The sequence below is a fragment of the Nocardia sp. NPDC051570 genome, assembly GCF_044454005.1.
Lineage (GTDB): Bacteria > Actinomycetota > Actinomycetes > Mycobacteriales > Mycobacteriaceae > Nocardia.
On sequence record NZ_JBITDI010000007.1, the window covers coordinates 122,703 to 137,685 of the forward strand.

Genomic DNA, 14,983 nt, shown 5'->3' on the forward strand with positions numbered 1-14,983 from the left:
GCTGTCGGACCTGCCGCGGCTGGCGGCCACCGTCGCCGACGAAATCCGCCACACCGCCGCCTGAGCCGAGAACGCCTCGAATGGGCATTCGGCGTCAACGGTTCACCGACATCGGGGCTGCGGCCGCCTCCTTCGCCGGCCCTGCCGTAGAGACCAACCGCCGGACCGGAATGGTCACAGCGATGATCGCCGCCACGATCGCGATGCCGCTGCCGATCAGCAATCCGGTGCGGAAACCGCTCTCGGTCGGAATGGTATGTCCGCCAAGGGATGTGCTCATCTGGGCGAGCACCGCGCCGATCACCGCGGCCGAGACCGAGGTGCCGATGGAGCGCATGAGGGTGTTGAAGCTGTTGGCGGAGGCGGTTTCCGAGAGTGGGACCGCGCCCATGATGAGTGCGGGCATCGCGCCGTAGGCCAGGCCTACGCCGCTGTTGATGATGCAGACCGCGATCAGCAGGCCCCAGGTCGAGCCCATGAGCAGGGTGGACGCTCCGTAGCCGAGGGCGATGACCAGTGCGCCGACCGATAGTGTGACCTTCGGGCTCGTCGCGGCCGACAGGCGCGCGCCCATCGGTGAGACCAGCATCATCATCAGGCCGCCGGGCGCCATCCACAGCCCCATCGCCAGCATCGACTGGCCCAGGCCGTATCCCGTGGCCGTCGGCAACTGCAGCAGCTGGGGCAGGATCAGCGATGCGGAGTACATCGCGAAACCCGTTGCCAGCGAGGCGATATTGGTCAGCAGGATCTGCGGCCGCGCGGTCACTCGCAGATCGACCAGCGGATCGGGGCGGCGCAGCTCCCACCAGCACCACACCGCCAGCACCACGACCGTCGCGACGAAAAGCCCGATGATCGAACCACTTCCCCAGCCCCAGGTGGCTCCCTTGGACACGCCGAGCAGCAGGCATACCAGCGCGATCCCCAGACCCAACGCGCCCAGCGGATCGAATCTCCCCTTGGCCGCCACCGGGGTTCGCGGGACGACGAACCAGATCGCCACGGCCACCGCCACACTCAGCGCGCCGGTCCCCCAGAACAGCATCCGCCAATTCGAATGCTGCGCCACCGCCGCCGCGATCGGCAGCCCGAGCGCGCCGCCGATGCCCAGTGACGCGCTCAGCAACGCGATCGAGGATCCGAGCCGCTCGGCCGACAGCACATCGCGCAGGGCGCTGATCCCCAGCGGCACGATGCCCATACCCATCCCCTGCAGCCCGCGCCCGATGAGCATCGGCAGCAGCGAACCGGCCAGCGCACACACCACCGAACCCACGATCAGCGGCACCGCCGAGATCAGCAGCAGCCGCCGCTTGCCGTACAGATCGCCGAGCCGCCCGGCCATGGGCGTGGTGACCGCACCGGCCAGCAGCGTCACCGTGACCACCCACGACGCGTTGGCGGACGAGGTGTGCAGCAGCTGCGGCAGCTGCCCGAGCAGCGGCACCACCAATGTCTGTGTGACCGCGGCGGTGATACCGGCCAATGCCAGCACGCCGACGATCCCCGTCCCGGATGGACCCCTGTTCACACGACTCTCCTGATCCTCGAAACCATACTGTGCAGCGTACACATAATATGCATAATGCACATCCGCACGAAGACCCCGCTCGCATGTGGTTCACTCGAACCGCGTTGCCGCGCGAATCGAGGGAAGGACGGCATGGACGAGCCCACCCACCTGGTCGAATTCGAGACCATGCTGCTCGGTCGCTACACCATCAACCAGCGCTATCGCCGCGGCGGCACGCGCCTGGATCGCAGCGCCTACCTCCTGCTCAGCCGCCTGGTCATCGACGGCCCGATGTCCATCGGTGAACTCAGCGACGCCTTCGGCCTGGATGTGTCCACCCTCAACCGCCAGACCGCCGCCCTGTTGCGCGCCGACCTCGTCGAGCGCATCCCCGACCCGCACGGCGGCATGGCCCGCAAGTTCCGGATCACCTCCCACGGCGAGCAACGTCTCGACGGGGAACGTGCCGCGAATATCGAAGGCCTGCAACAAGTTATGCGGGAATGGTCGCCCGAGGATGTGGCCGCCTTCGCGAACTACCTCAAGCGCCTCAACATCGATATCGAACGTCTCGACGGTCGCCCCTGGCCCAGGCCGTAGCGAGAGTTAATCTGCCCCTTATGCTTTCGCGATTCGGCCGCCGGGCGCTGCTGCGTCCGGCCATTGCGCTCCCCCTGTTGCCCCTGATCCTCGCCGGCGCGGATCCCGCGGCACGAGAAGAGGATCTACCCGCCGCCCTGGAACGCTTCCGTGAGCAGGGGCGGCTGCCCGGTCTCGCCGCCGCGGTGTGGCGCGGCCCCGAACCCGTCGCGGCCGCCGCGGTCGGCGTGCGCAAGCACGGCGATCCGACCGCGGTGACGGTCGAGGACCGCTGGCATCTGGGCTCGGACACCAAGGCGATGACCGCCACACTGGTCGGCGCGGCCGCCGAGCGCGCCCTGCTGCGATTCGAGGATCGCCTCGGCGAGCTGTTCGCCGGGGAGCCGATCCATCCGCAGTACGCGGGGGTGACACTCGAACAGCTCCTGCATCATCGCGGCGGCACACCCGAGAATCCACCCGACGATCTCTGGGCGATCATGGCGGCGGGCGGCGACCCGGCGGCGATCCGCGCCACCGTGGCGCGCGGAATCCTCTCCCGCCCACCGGCTCAGGCGCCCGGACAGTTCGCCTACTCCAACGCCGGGTACCTGATCGTCGGCGCGATCCTCGAGCGCCGGTTCGCGATGCCGTGGGAAACCCTCATGCGCACAGCGCTTTTCACCCCGCTGCGGATGATCTCGGCCGGATTCGGCGCGCCCGGCGACCCCTCGACGGTCGATCAGCCCTGGGGACATACCGGCGGCCTCGAACCGATGCCGCCGGGCGATCCGGGCTCGGACAACCCACCCGCGCTGGGCCCGGCCGGAACCGTGCACTGCACCCTCGCCGACTGGGGCCTGTTCCTCGGCCAACACCTCGCGGGCGCGCGCGGCGAGCCGACCATGGTGTCCGCGGCTACCATGTCGCGGCTGCATCAACCGCCGCCCGGCGGCGACTACGCGGCCGGTTGGCTTGTCGCCGAGCGTGATTGGGCGGGCGGACCCGTGCTCACCCATACCGGCAGCAACGCCCTCTGGACCGCCGAGGCCTGGTTGGCGCCCGCCGACAATCTGATGTTCGCCGTGGTCGCCAACCGCGGCGACGACCAGGCGTTGAGCACTGTCGCCGACGTAAGCGGTTGGCTGGCAGAGACTTACGGGCGCCGATAGCGCGGATCGACAGGCGGCCCACGAACGAGATCCCTGCGCGACCCGCCAGGGCCGTGCAGGGATCATCGAGTACCTTTGCGCCCCTAGGCGATCGGACCGCGGGCGACCTCGTAGGCCGCACCCACCCGATACAGGCGATCGTCACCCAGGGCCGGGGCCATGATCTGCAGGCCGACCGGCAGGTTGTCGTCCTCACTCAGACCCGAGGGCACCGACATGCCGCAGTGGCCCGCCAGGTTGGTCGGGAGGGTGGACAGGTCGGACAGGTACATCGACAACGGATCGTCGACCTTCTCGCCGAGCTTCCATGCGGTGAACGGGCTGGTCGGGGAGACCAGGACGTCGACCTGTTCGTAGGCTCGGTCGAAGTCCTGCGCGATCAGCGTCCGCACCTTGAGGGCCTGGCCGTAGTAGGCGTCGTAGTATCCGGCCGACAGGGCGTAGGTGCCGATCATGATGCGGCGCTTGACCTCCGGACCGAATCCGGCCGCGCGGGTGGCGGCCATGACCTGTTCGGCGCTGTGGCTGCCGTCGTCACCGACGCGCAGGCCGTAGCGCATGGCGTCGAAGCGGGCCAGGTTGGACGACACCTCGCTCGGCAGGATCAGATAGTAGGCCGGCAGCGCGTATTCGAAGTGCGGGCACGACACCTCGATCACATCGGCGCCCAGATCCTTCAGCACCGCGACCGCGGCGTCGAAGGAGGAAATGACGCCGGGCTGATAGCTGTCGGAGTGCAACTCCTTGACCACACCGACTTTCACGCCGCGCAGATCGCCCTGCGCACCCTGGCGGGCCGCCTCGACCACCGGCGGCACCGGCACGTTGCGCGAGGTCGAATCGCGCGGATCGTATCCGGCGATGACCTCGTGCAGCAGCGCGGTGTCGAGCACCGTGCGCCCGCAGGGCCCGCCCTGATCCAGCGAGGACGCGCAGGCGACCAGGCCGAATCGCGAGACGGTGCCATAGGTCGGCTTGGTGCCGACGGTGCCGGTCATCGCGGCGGGCTGACGGATCGAACCACCGGTATCGGTGCCGATCGCCAGCGCGGCCTGACCGGAGGCCAGCGCGGCCGACGAGCCGCCGCCCGAACCGCCCGGAATCCGTTCGGTATCCCAGGGATTGCGCGTCGGACCGTAGGCGGAGTTCTCCGTCGACGAGCCCATGGCGAACTCGTCCATATTGGTCTTGCCGAGGATCGGGATGCCCGCGGCGCGCAGTTTGGTCGTCACCGTCGCGTCGTAGGGCGGAATCCAGCCCTCGAGGATCTTCGACGCGCAGGTGGTCGGCATATCGGTGGTGGTGAAAACGTCCTTGAGCGCCAACGGAACTCCCGCCAGCGGCGAGGCCACCGTGCCCGCGGCGATCTCGCGATCCACCTCGGCGGCGGTTTGTAGCGCCTGCTCGCCTGCGACGTGCAGATAGGCGTTGATCTCGCCGTCCACATCGGCGATGCGCTGCAGATACGCCTCGGTGACCTGCACCGAGGACAGCTCACGACTATGGATGCCCTCGGCCAGCTCGGCCGCGGAAAGCTTGGTCAGCTCGGTCATTCGCCCTCTCCCAGAATCTGCGGAACCATGAACCGCTGGTCCTCGACCGCCGGTGCGCCCGACAGCGCCTGTTCGGGCGTCAGACATTCGGCGATCTCATCCGGACGAGTCACGTTCGCGGTCGGATTCGGCGAGGCGGTGGCCGGAACATCGGCGGCGACCTGAGAGATGACCTGCACGTGGCTGAGGATGGAATCCAGCTGGCCGGCGTAGCGGTCGAGTTCTTCCTCGGTCAGGGCGAGCCGGGACAACCGGGCGAGGTGTGCGACCTCGTCGCGGGAGATGGCGGGCACCGCGGGGACCCCTTTCGACAGGATCGAGATGACGATTCGCCCGGGGCGCCGGGCGAGACGGAATACAGCCTATCCCGGCGAGGACATGCCGGGATCATGGGGCAAGGATGCGGGCCGGGACCGCAGTCGGTGTGCGATGGGATGCGGGCCGGGATCGAGGATGGGGTGCCGCACAGGTCGAATGACATTGATCACGTGGGGTGATGCCCGAATGATGAGGCGGGGCGGCCATAATCGTGGGGCGGTCGGGTGCGGGCAGGGTACCGGGATTGTGGTGATCGGGCGGGAAGAACGCGCGGGACCACGACTTGACAGGTCAATGTCCGCCGGCTTCCACTGGCACGAAACGGCCTGTTCGGCCGACAATGGCCAGTGGTCACCGCGAGTGGTCGAGTCGATTCGACGGACCGCGGGTGTAAGTATTGCGAGACTCGGGTATCCGTCCGAGAGTCTCGGTCGCACAGAAGAAAGGAAGGCACGTGTCATTTCTGCTTCGCGTGCAACTTCCGGATCGCCCAGGAAGTCTCGGTTCACTGGCACTCGCGCTGGGCTCCGTCGGCGCCGACATCCTCTCGTTGGATGTGGTCGAGCGCGGCGCCGGCTATGCGATCGACGATCTGGTGGTGGAGGTCCCGCAGGGCGCACTACCGGACACGCTGATCACCGCGGCCGAATCGCTGGCCGATGTCCGCGTGGATTCGCTGCGCCCCTATTCCGGCATGCTCGACACCCATCGTGAACTCGAGCTGATCGATCAGGTGGCCAGCGCCCGCGACGACCGATTACAAGTGCTCGTCGACGGCGTGCCCCGCGTGCTGCGTGTCGGCTGGAGCACCGTCATCGATATGGGCCCGCAGGGCGCCCACCGGGTGGTGGGCAGCCCCAGTGCGCCTGAGACACAGGCGGGTTCGGCCCCGTGGATGCCGCTCGAGAAGCCCGCGACCCTCGATCCGGAGGCCGACTGGGTGCCGCAGATCTGGAAGGATATGGACACCAAGCTGGCCGCCGCTCCACTCGGCAACACCGGCAAGGTGCTGCTGCTGGGCCGCCCGGGCGGGCCGGAGTTCCGGCCGTCGGAGATCGCGCGGCTGGGCTACCTCTCGGGGATAGTGGCCACGGTCCTCACCTGAGCCCGAATCGCAGCACGGGCATCAGCGGCGTATTCGGCCGCGCGGTCCAATCCCGTTCGGGCACATGGACGAAGCCGAGCCGATCGTAGATCCGCCGCGCGTCGACCATCGGCGGCATGGTGGTCAGCACGACCGCCTCGAAGCCCTCGGCGCGGGCGGTCTCGATCACGTTGCGCACCAAGGCGGTTCCCACACCCATACCCCGGGCATGCTTGCCGACCGCGAGCATCCGGAACTCGACCTCATCGGCCCGCGCGATGGCGGCATACGGCGTGCCCGGCCGCGCCAGCGTCAACGAGCCGAGTACGACCCCGCCCCGCTCCGCCACCAGCACCTCGGCCGCCCGGGCTCGGGTCTCGGTATCGAAAAGCTCTGTGGCATAAGGGCTTTCGGGATCGATATAGCCCTCACCGACATAGACCTCGACCGTGAGCGCGCCCACGGCCCCATACTCTTCCGCCCGAGCGACCCGAATCTCGAAGTCCGCCTTCATCACTCCCACACCTACCATCATCACCATCCCTCGCCGCCCGGGCGAATCGTTATCCGCCCACGCGGCGCCGCGCTCAGCCCACGGCCTCCGGCCCGCTCTCCAACAGCTTGCGGAAACCGTCCTCGTCCAGAATCGGCACGCCCAGCTCCTCGGCCTTGGCCGCCTTCGTGCCGGGGGCGTCGCCGATCACCACATAGGCCGTCTTCTTGGATACCGAGCCCGCGGCCTTACCGCCGCGGATCAGGATCGCCTCCTTGGCCCCATCGCGCGAAAAGCCTTGCAGCGAACCGGTGACCACGATCGACAGGCCCTCGAGATTACGTTCGATCGACTGGTCGCGCTCGTCCATCATGCGCACCCCGGCCGCCCGCCACTTGTCGACGATATCGCGATGCCAGTCGACGGCGAACCATTCGTTCACCGCGACCGCGATCGTCGGGCCGACACCGTCGACGGCGGCCAGCTCCTCCGCCGAGGCGTCCGCGATCCGCCGCATATCGGCGAAGGCCGCGGCCAGCGCGCGGGCGGCCGTCGGGCCGACGTGCCGGATCGACAGCGCGACCAGCACCCGCCACAGCGGCTGGCTCCTGGCCGCCGCGAGATTGTCCAGCAGTCGGCGGCCGTTGGCCGACAGGCCGCCGTCCTTGTTCGCGAACAGTGTCGTGGTGAGCAGCTTGTCCTCGGTGAGGTCGAACAGGTCACCCTCGTTGTGGATCGCGCCCGAACTCAGCAGATCCATCGCCGCCTTGTCACCGAGCGCCTCGATATCGAAGGCGCCGCGCCCGGCCACGTGGAACACTCGCTCCCGCAGCTGCGCCGGGCAGTCGCGCTGATTGGGACAGCGGATATCGGCGTCGCCCTCCTTCTCGAACGCCAATTCGGTGCCACATTCCGGACAGTGGGTGGGCATCACGAATTCCCGCTCGCTGCCGTCGCGCACGTCGACCACCGGCCCGAGCACCTCGGGGATGACATCGCCGGCCTTGCGGATGGTCACGGTATCGCCGATCAGCACACCCTTGCGCTTGACCTCGGACGCGTTGTGCAGGGTGGCCATCTCGACGGTCGAGCCCGCGACGGTGACCGGCGCCATCACCGCGAACGGTGTGACCCGCCCGGTGCGCCCGACATTCACCTGGATGTCGAGCAGTTTGGTGGTCGCTTCCTCCGGCGGGTACTTGTAGGCGATCGCCCAGCGCGGCGCTCGCGAGGTGGCACCGAGGCGGCGCTGCAGCGACATCTCGTCGACCTTGACGACCTGGCCGTCGATCTCGTGCTCGATATCGTGGCGATGTTCGCCCCAGTAGCGAATGCGCTCGATCACCGCGTCGACGCCCCGCACCCGCACGGTGTGATCGGAGACCGGCAGCCCCCAGGCCGCCAGCGCGCGATAGGCCTCGTACTGCGAATCGGGCGTGAAACCCTCCATCCGGCCGAAGCCGTGACAGATCATGCGCAGCCGCCGCCGGGCCGTGACCGCCGGATCCTTCTGACGCAGCGAACCGGCCGCGGTATTGCGCGGATTCGCGTACGGCGCCTTGCCCTCCGCGACGATCGCGGCATTGAGGTTCTCGAAGTCCTCGAGCCGGAAGTAAACCTCGCCGCGCACCTCGAGCAGTTTCGGGATCGGGAACTCGGCGCTGTCGGCGAGGCGTTCGGGCACATCGTCGATGCCGCGGGCGTTCAGCGTGACGTCCTCACCGGTGCGGCCGTCGCCGCGGGTGGCCGCGCGCACCAGCCGCCCGTCCTCGTAGACGAGGTTGAGCGCGACGCCGTCGATCTTCACCTCGCAGACGTAGTGCAGATCGGGACCTGTCTCGGCCTCCACCCGGCTCGCCCAGACCCGCATCTCGTCCTCGTTGAACACGTTGTCCAGCGACAGCATTCGCTCGAGGTGGTCGACCGAGGCGAATTCGGTCGCGAATCCGCCGCCGACCTGCTGGGTCGGCGAATCGGGGGTACGCAGATCCGGATGTGCCTCCTCCAGCGCCAGCAGCCGTTGGAACAGCGTGTCGAACTCGCCGTCGGAGATGGTCGGCGCGTCGCGCACGTAGTAGCGGAACTGATGCTCGCGCACCTCTTCCGCCAGACGCTGCCACTCCGTCCGCTCGTCGGCCGTCGCCGCGGCCAGCTCGATTCCCGGTTCGTTCACGTCAGGCACATTAGCGGAGCCCACCGACAACCCCCCGAGACCCAACTGCGCACGTCGCCCCCGTTTCGCGGCGGGAACACCGGGTCCGCGCCCACAGTTGGATCCGGCATGGAACTCGATGCCGCCCTCGCCCTCGCTCGCACCCACTCGCGCTCGGTATTGACCACGATTCGACGCAACGGCCGCCCGCAACTGTCGAATGTGACGCACTGGGTGGGCGAGGACGGCGTGATCCGCATATCCATCACCGCCGATCGGGCCAAGTACGTCAATCTGCGCCGCGAGCCCTGGGCGGCCCTGCACATCACCCGCGAGGACTTCTGGGCCTATGCGGTGATCGAGGGCGAGGTCGAACTGTCCCCCGTCGCGGCGAGCCCCGGCGATCCGACCGTCGAGGAGCTGATCGCCTACTACCGCGCGCTCAGCGGCGAGCATCCGGACTGGGACGACTATCGCCGCGCCATGGTCGACGACCATCGGGTGATGGCTCGCATCACCCCGACCCGCGCCTACGGGATGCTGAATTAACCTCTGCCGCTTGGTGTTCGATGCCGATGCGGCGCAATAGGGGGTCCGCGACGCGCAGGGGGATCTTGCCGCGGGTCGGACGATGATCTAGTTTCCATGCGCACTCGGGGGGCGCGGGAGCCGAAAACTGTTTCGTTTGACTACCTTTCGGCGCGACGGGCGCATGTCATCCGGCACCTCGAGCCGGATCGAATGCTAGCACGAGGCAATGATCGGGTCTCTGCCTCAATGCCATGAATCGGACGCGAAAGCCGTTGCAGCGGAACCGATCTGCGTTACGGACGTGGAAACGGTGATGACGGACATGTTGTTTCGCTTCCCGAGCTTCGACGATCGTGTTTCCATCTAGAAGCATGAGAGCAACACACAAACGGACGGTCAGATACGCCGCCCTAACCGTAATCACCTTGGCTGCAACGGTTTTCGCGACCACCACGAGTGCGTACGGCGATCCCCCGGCCACACCGTCGAACAGTTCCGATCTGGCTAACGCGCCCAAGCAGGTGCTGAAGGATCCACAGGGCACGGTCCGCCAGGTGGTGCCCCAGCAACCGGTACCCGTCCCCGCCGGAACGCCGCAGGCGGCGGGCTCGGCCGCGGAATCCCATGTCCAGGGCGTCGAGAAACTCTTCACCGGAAAGCCCGTCGGCAAGCTCGTCGTCGATCAGGTGCTGCCGGTCGGCAAGGGCTCGACCGTGCGGTTGCGCCAGGAGATCGACTCGGTCCCCGTCTATGCCGCGTCGGTCTCGCAATCGCTCGACAAGAACGGTGCGCTCCTGTCGGTGACCGGATCGCTGAGCCAGAAGTCACAGGGCAAGTTCTCGAATACCACACCGACAGCGGCCGTTTCGGCAGCCGCGGTGAAGGCGATCGCCGACCAGACCAAGACCGCGGCGAACAAGCTCGCCGTCGCCGGGGTCAAGGCCTACTGGTACGACGCCAAGCTGGCGTCGGCACCCAATGGCAAGAGCGTGGCGGTCCCGGCCTTCAAGGTCGACATCAAGGGTGATGGCAAGAGCGATCCCAAGGACGAAAAGCCCGGCCGCTTCGTCGTTTTCGTCGATGCGAACAACACCGCCAAGGTGCTCGACAGCTGGAGCGACACCAAACAGCTCAATCGGGTGGTCTGCGACGCGCAGGACAAGCAGGTCGACCTGAACGGCGCGACCGACCCCACCCAATGCGGTAGCTCCGACGGCTTCCAGGCCACCCGCTCCGAGGGTCAGGGCCCGGTCGGCGTCGCGGATGTCGACAACATCTTCGACTACTTCGGCAACACCGAAGGGTTCTACGGCAAGTACACCCAGCTGCCGGGAACCCTGAGCGACTACATCGGCAACGACACCGGCGACGGTCACGGCAAGGCCCTGCGTGGCACGGTCCGGATCTGCTCCACCGATGCGTGCCCGTACGCCAACGCCTTCTGGAGCGGCGATCACATGGCCTACGGTGACGGCGTCAGCACCGAGGACATCACCGGTCACGAGCTCACCCACGGCGTGACCCAGAACGTCAACGGCCTCGTGTACCGCGGCGAATCCGGTGCGATCAACGAGTCGATGTCGGATGTCTTCGGCGAGTTCGTCTTCCTCACCGACACCGCGAACCAGTGCAACACCCCGCAGAACCGGTGGCAGCTGGGCGCATGCAGTTCGCTGGGCGTCATTCGCGATATGCGCGACCCCCAGTCGCACCGCCAGCCCGACACCTATCAGGGCACCAACTGGTACACCGGCAGTGCTGACCAGGGCGGCGTCCACACCAACAGCGGCGTGGGCAACAAGGCCGATGAGCTCATGGTCGACGGCGGCAGCCTCAACGGCGTGACCGTCACCGGCATCGGCATCGCGAAGACCGCGGCGCTGTACTGGACCACCCAGACGATGCTGACGGCCAACGCCACCTACAGCTCGCTGGGCAGCGCGCTGAACTCGGCGTGTAAGACCAACGTGCAGAACAACGTCGCGGGTACCACCGCTGCCGACTGCACCCAGGTCGCCAATGCCGTCCAGGCGGTCAAGATGCCGAACCTGAGCACCGCGAGCTAGTCCTCCTCACGAACACAGCCGGACGCCTCGTCGCCCTGGGCGAGGCGTCCGGCGTCGTCGTTTTCAATAGGGGTTCGCATCCCCGGCAAGATCATTGCGACCGGCATCGCGATGATCTAGGTTCGGCCTCGACCGGCGGTGCCACGGCGCCAAAGCCGTTAGATTAGGCCACTTTTCGGTCACATAACCCCATGTCATCGTGTCCGAGATGCCCGATTCTCGTGCGAGCGTGGAGGACTGATCTTCTCTTCGCATCACTTGATCAAACCCATTGCGGCAGAATCGGTTCAGTTAACGCGCGAGTTACTGACGATGTCGCGCAGGTGATTTCGGACACTGCCCCGCCGAGCCCGTGCTTCCATCTAAAAGCATGAACCACAGAAAACGGACGGCGCGATACGCCGCCCTAACGGTAATCACCTTAGCCACAACGATTTTCGCGTCGACGACCGGGGCCTACGGCGAGCCGCCGTCGGCGCCCCAACCGCCGTCGAGCAGTACGGATCTGTCCACCGTCCCCAAGGAGGTGCTGAAGGATCCGGAGGGCACGACCCGGCAGGTGGTGCCCCAGCAACCGGTGCCGGTCCCGGCCGGAACCTCGCCGGCGGCGCCGTCGGCCGCGCAGGCCCATGCGCAGGGCGTGGAGAAGGTGTTCACCGCGGACTCGATCGGCACGCTCGTCGTCGATCAGGTGCTGCCAGTGGGTGAGGGCTCCACGGTCCGGTTGCGCCAGGAGATCGACTCGGTTCCGGTATTCGGCGCGTCGATCGCGCAGATGCTGGCCAAGGACGGTTCGCTCGTCTCGGCGACCGGATCGCTCAGCCAGAAGTCGCAGGGCAAGTTCACCACCACCCAGGCATCCGATGCCGTCTCGGCGACCGCGGTGAAGGCGATCGCCGATCAGACCAAGACCGCGGCGAACAAGCTCGCCGTGGCCGGGGTCAAGGCCTACTGGTACGACGCCAAGCTGGCGTCCGCGCCGGACGGCAAGAGCGTCGCGGTGCCCGCGTTCAAGGTGGACGTCAAGGGTGACGGTAATGGCGAAAAGCCCGGCCGCTACGCCGTTTTCGTCGATGCGCTCAATACCGGCAAGGTGCTCGACAGCTGGGATGAGGCCATGCACCTCAACCGGGTCATCTGCGATGCCAAGAACACGCGTGTCGATCTGGACAGCCCGGTCGATCCCACCGAATGCGGTACATCCCCCGGTTTCGAGGCGACCCGCGTCGAGGGTCAGGGTGCGGTCGGCGTCGCGGATGTCGACAACATCTTCGCGTACTTCGGCAACACCGAGGGCTTCTACTCGAAGTACACCCAGCTGCCGGGCAACCTGACCAACTACATCGGTGGCGACACCGGTGACGGTCACGGCAAGGCCCTGCGTGGCACGGTCCGGATCTGCGCGACCGATGCCTGCCCGTACGCCAACGCCTTCTGGAACAACGATCACATGGCCTACGGCGCGGGCGTGACCACCGAGGACATCACCGGTCACGAGCTCACCCACGGCGTCACCCAGAACGTCAACGGCCTGGTCTACCGCAGCGAATCCGGTGCGATCAACGAGTCGATGTCGGATGTCTTCGGCGAGTTCGTCTTCCTGACCGACACCACGAACACCTGCAACACCCCGGCGAACCGCTGGAAGCTCGGCGTGTGCAGCTCCCTGGGTGTCATTCGCGATATGCGCGACCCCAAGTCGCATCGTCAGCCCGACACTTATCAGGGCACCTACTGGGCCACCGGTAGCGCCGATGAGGGTGGCGTGCACACCAACAGCGGCGTCGGCAACAAGGCCGCCGAGCTGATGGTCGACGGCGGCAGCCTCAACGGCGTCACTGTGTCCGGCTTCGGTATCGAGAAGACCGCGGCGCTGTACTGGACCACCCAGACCCTGCTGACGTCCAATGCGACCTACCGCACCCTGGGCAGCGCGCTGAATTCGGCGTGCAAGGCCAATGTGAAGAACAAGGTCAAGGGCACCACGACGGCGGACTGCACCCAGGTCGCCAATGCGGTGAAGGCGGTCAAGATGCCCGTCCTCAGCGTCGAGAGCTAGTCCCTCGAAAACACGGCCGGACGCCTCGTCGCCCTGGGCGAGGCATCCGGTTTCGTTTGTGCCCGTTAGGGATTCAGTGCGTCGGCGCCGGGCTCGGCGCCGGAGTGGTCGTCGGCTGCACCGACGCGCTCGGCGGTTGTCCCGGACCACTCTCGTGATCGAAGCGATGCATCCGCTCCCGGTCCCCCGGCATCCATCGGTAGGCGCTCATATGATGCCCGCCGTGGTGATGGCCGCCGTGGTCACTGGCGCCCAATCCCGCACCGAATCCGACCAACCCGATGACGATGGCCGCGACCACCGCCGTCACGATCCGCAGCGGCCGCGATCCCCGCCACCGCGCCGCGAGTCCGCCGGATTTCGCCGCGGTGGGGGTAGGCGCTGGCGGCGTCGGTTGTGCCGCCTCCGGCTCCACATTCTCCGCCGGGCCGCTCTGCCCGGCGTTTTCGTCTTCTGTCATGGCCTGCCTCGTGTTCGATTTCCCGACTTCCAGACACGACGGTAGAAGCGAAGATTGAGCACCTGCTGCGCCGAAGTTGGGGATGCGCTGTGCGTTGCGGTCCGGCCACGCCCGCGCTCAGGACTTCCCGGGCGCCTTCGGCTCCGGCAGCGTCTCACCCGTCTCCAGCAGGGTCTTCAGATTCGCGAGGATGCCCGGCCAGCCCTCGCTGATACCCGCCAGCACCGCGCTGCCGGAGGGGAAACCGTCATGTACGACAGTCAGTTTCACGATCTCGCCCCTCGGCTCGAGTTCGAAGGTCACCTTCGAGCGCGGCTCGCGCGCCCAGGCCGCCACCTCGTCCGGATTCATCTCGAAGGTTTCGGCGAAGGACGGGTCGAAGGTGTGCCAGGTGTAGGACAGCTTGCGGTACGGGTCGGATTCGAGCACCACCTGGGCGGGGTCCTTACTGGACCAATTCTGTTGGTGCCAGACCATTTCCGAGCCCGGCCGCCAATCGGTGTCGAAGCTCGCGCCCCAGTAGCGGTCGGTGAAGGCGGGGTCGATGAGCGCCTGCCACAGCAGGCGATCGGTGGTCTTGATGTATGTGGTGTAGACGAATTCGTCGGTCATGGTCGCGGACTCCAATGCGGTTTTCAGATCGGCGAGGGCGTGGACGCGCCCGCGGTCGTAGCGGTTGATCCAGCGATCGGAGATGGCGTTGATGGGCTCGGCGTTGAGGTAGTGCAGCTTCTCCCGGCCGCGGCGGCGGATCGTCACCAGATTGGCCGCCTCGAGTATCGCCAGATGCTTGCTGACCGCCTGCCGGCTCATATCCAGGCCCTCGCACAGCTCGCGCAGGGTCTGGCCGTTATGCGCGTTCAGGCCGTCGAGCAGCAGTCGCCGGCTCGGATCGGCCAGCGCCTTGAACACCTCGTCCACGGCATCATCCTCCATATGCAACCTTTTGGATGCATACGCCGACGATAGGCACCCATTCGGTTGCATGTCAAGCCGATGT

General features: G+C 67.0%; 13 protein-coding genes. 6 read left to right on the top strand and 7 right to left on the bottom strand.

Features of this window, described 5'->3' with window-relative positions; genetic code table 11:
* Window positions 1-94: 94 nt before the first annotated feature.
* Window positions 95-1,534 (bottom strand): MFS transporter, encoded by a 1,440-nt coding sequence (locus tag ACIA76_RS19285; RefSeq protein ID WP_397153189.1) that lies wholly within the window; start codon window positions 1,532-1,534, stop codon window positions 95-97.
* A gap of 132 nt (window positions 1,535-1,666) precedes the next feature.
* On the opposite strand from ACIA76_RS19285, the gene ACIA76_RS19290 reads away from it, so the two are divergent.
* Complete coding sequence (locus tag ACIA76_RS19290; RefSeq protein ID WP_397153190.1) at window positions 1,667-2,116, top strand: MarR family winged helix-turn-helix transcriptional regulator; 450 nt, start codon at window positions 1,667-1,669, stop codon at window positions 2,114-2,116.
* 20 nt (window positions 2,117-2,136) lie between these two features.
* Window positions 2,137-3,267 (top strand): serine hydrolase domain-containing protein, encoded by a 1,131-nt coding sequence (locus ACIA76_RS19295; RefSeq protein WP_397153191.1) that lies wholly within the window; start codon window positions 2,137-2,139, stop codon window positions 3,265-3,267.
* An 83-nt stretch (window positions 3,268-3,350) separates the two neighbouring features.
* Here the strand turns inward: ACIA76_RS19295 and gatA are convergent, their stop codons facing one another.
* The gene (gene gatA, locus ACIA76_RS19300) at window positions 3,351-4,820 is read right to left on the bottom strand and encodes an Asp-tRNA(Asn)/Glu-tRNA(Gln) amidotransferase subunit GatA (protein ID WP_397153192.1); all 1,470 of its coding nucleotides are present in this window, start codon (window positions 4,818-4,820) and stop codon (window positions 3,351-3,353) included.
* On the bottom strand, window positions 4,817-5,113 hold the full coding sequence (gene gatC, locus ACIA76_RS19305; RefSeq protein WP_397153193.1) for an Asp-tRNA(Asn)/Glu-tRNA(Gln) amidotransferase subunit GatC: 297 nt from the start codon (window positions 5,111-5,113) through the stop codon (window positions 4,817-4,819). The genes gatA and gatC overlap by 4 nt, the downstream gene beginning before the upstream one ends.
* A 479-nt stretch (window positions 5,114-5,592) precedes the next feature.
* Between gatC and ACIA76_RS19310 the strand changes: the two genes are divergently transcribed.
* Window positions 5,593-6,243, top strand: a complete 651-nt coding sequence (locus ACIA76_RS19310) for an amino acid-binding protein (protein ID WP_397153194.1) — start codon at window positions 5,593-5,595, stop codon at window positions 6,241-6,243.
* On the opposite strand, the gene ACIA76_RS19315 is transcribed toward ACIA76_RS19310, so the two are convergent.
* Together ACIA76_RS19315 and ligA are read right to left on the bottom strand one after the other, a co-directional pair.
* Window positions 6,236-6,736: a GNAT family N-acetyltransferase gene (locus ACIA76_RS19315; RefSeq protein WP_397153491.1), complete on the bottom strand. Its 501-nt coding sequence runs from the start codon at window positions 6,734-6,736 to the stop codon at window positions 6,236-6,238. The two genes, ACIA76_RS19310 and ACIA76_RS19315, sit on opposite strands and share 8 nt — an antisense overlap.
* Window positions 6,737-6,809: 73 nt before the next feature.
* On the bottom strand, window positions 6,810-8,888 hold the full coding sequence (gene ligA, locus ACIA76_RS19320; RefSeq protein ID WP_397153195.1) for an NAD-dependent DNA ligase LigA: 2,079 nt from the start codon (window positions 8,886-8,888) through the stop codon (window positions 6,810-6,812).
* Window positions 8,889-8,996: 108 nt separating this feature from the next.
* Here ligA and ACIA76_RS19325 point away from each other — a divergent pair, with 108 nt between their 5' ends.
* The 3 genes from ACIA76_RS19325 (at window position 8,997) to ACIA76_RS19335 (ending at window position 13,523) form a co-directional block, all read left to right on the top strand.
* Window positions 8,997-9,416: a PPOX class F420-dependent oxidoreductase gene (locus tag ACIA76_RS19325; RefSeq protein WP_397153196.1), complete on the top strand. Its 420-nt coding sequence runs from the start codon at window positions 8,997-8,999 to the stop codon at window positions 9,414-9,416.
* Window positions 9,417-9,823: 407 nt separating this feature from the next.
* On the top strand, window positions 9,824-11,464 hold the full coding sequence (locus ACIA76_RS19330) for a M4 family metallopeptidase (protein ID WP_397153197.1): 1,641 nt from the start codon (window positions 9,824-9,826) through the stop codon (window positions 11,462-11,464).
* 370 nt (window positions 11,465-11,834) lie between these two features.
* Window positions 11,835-13,523, top strand: coding sequence for a M4 family metallopeptidase (locus tag ACIA76_RS19335; RefSeq protein ID WP_397153198.1), 1,689 nt, complete (start codon window positions 11,835-11,837; stop codon window positions 13,521-13,523).
* A gap of 73 nt (window positions 13,524-13,596) precedes the next feature.
* On the opposite strand, the gene ACIA76_RS19340 is transcribed toward ACIA76_RS19335, so the two are convergent.
* Window positions 13,597-13,983, bottom strand: coding sequence for a hypothetical protein (locus ACIA76_RS19340; protein ID WP_397153199.1), 387 nt, complete (start codon window positions 13,981-13,983; stop codon window positions 13,597-13,599).
* Window positions 13,984-14,100: 117 nt separating this feature from the next.
* Complete coding sequence (locus tag ACIA76_RS19345) at window positions 14,101-14,919, bottom strand: ArsR/SmtB family transcription factor (protein ID WP_397153200.1); 819 nt, start codon at window positions 14,917-14,919, stop codon at window positions 14,101-14,103.
* Window positions 14,920-14,983 lie beyond the last annotated feature (64 nt).

What these genes read in the sequence shown, in the direction of transcription:
- ACIA76_RS19290 (WP_397153190.1), top strand. Translation starts at nt 1,667, where the DNA reads ATGGACGAGCCCACCCACCTGGTCGAATTCGAGACCATGCTGCTCGGT.
- ACIA76_RS19295 (WP_397153191.1), top strand. Translation starts at nt 2,137, where the DNA reads ATGCTTTCGCGATTCGGCCGCCGGGCGCTGCTGCGTCCGGCCATTGCG.
- gatA (WP_397153192.1), bottom strand. Translation starts at nt 4,820, where the DNA reads ATGACCGAGCTGACCAAGCTTTCCGCGGCCGAGCTGGCCGAGGGCATC.
- ACIA76_RS19315 (WP_397153491.1), bottom strand. Translation starts at nt 6,736, where the DNA reads ATGAAGGCGGACTTCGAGATTCGGGTCGCTCGGGCGGAAGAGTATGGG.
- ACIA76_RS19325 (WP_397153196.1), top strand. Translation starts at nt 8,997, where the DNA reads ATGGAACTCGATGCCGCCCTCGCCCTCGCTCGCACCCACTCGCGCTCG.
- ACIA76_RS19335 (WP_397153198.1), top strand. Translation starts at nt 11,835, where the DNA reads ATGAACCACAGAAAACGGACGGCGCGATACGCCGCCCTAACGGTAATC.
- ACIA76_RS19340 (WP_397153199.1), bottom strand. Translation starts at nt 13,983, where the DNA reads ATGACAGAAGACGAAAACGCCGGGCAGAGCGGCCCGGCGGAGAATGTG.
- ACIA76_RS19345 (WP_397153200.1), bottom strand. Translation starts at nt 14,919, where the DNA reads ATGGAGGATGATGCCGTGGACGAGGTGTTCAAGGCGCTGGCCGATCCG.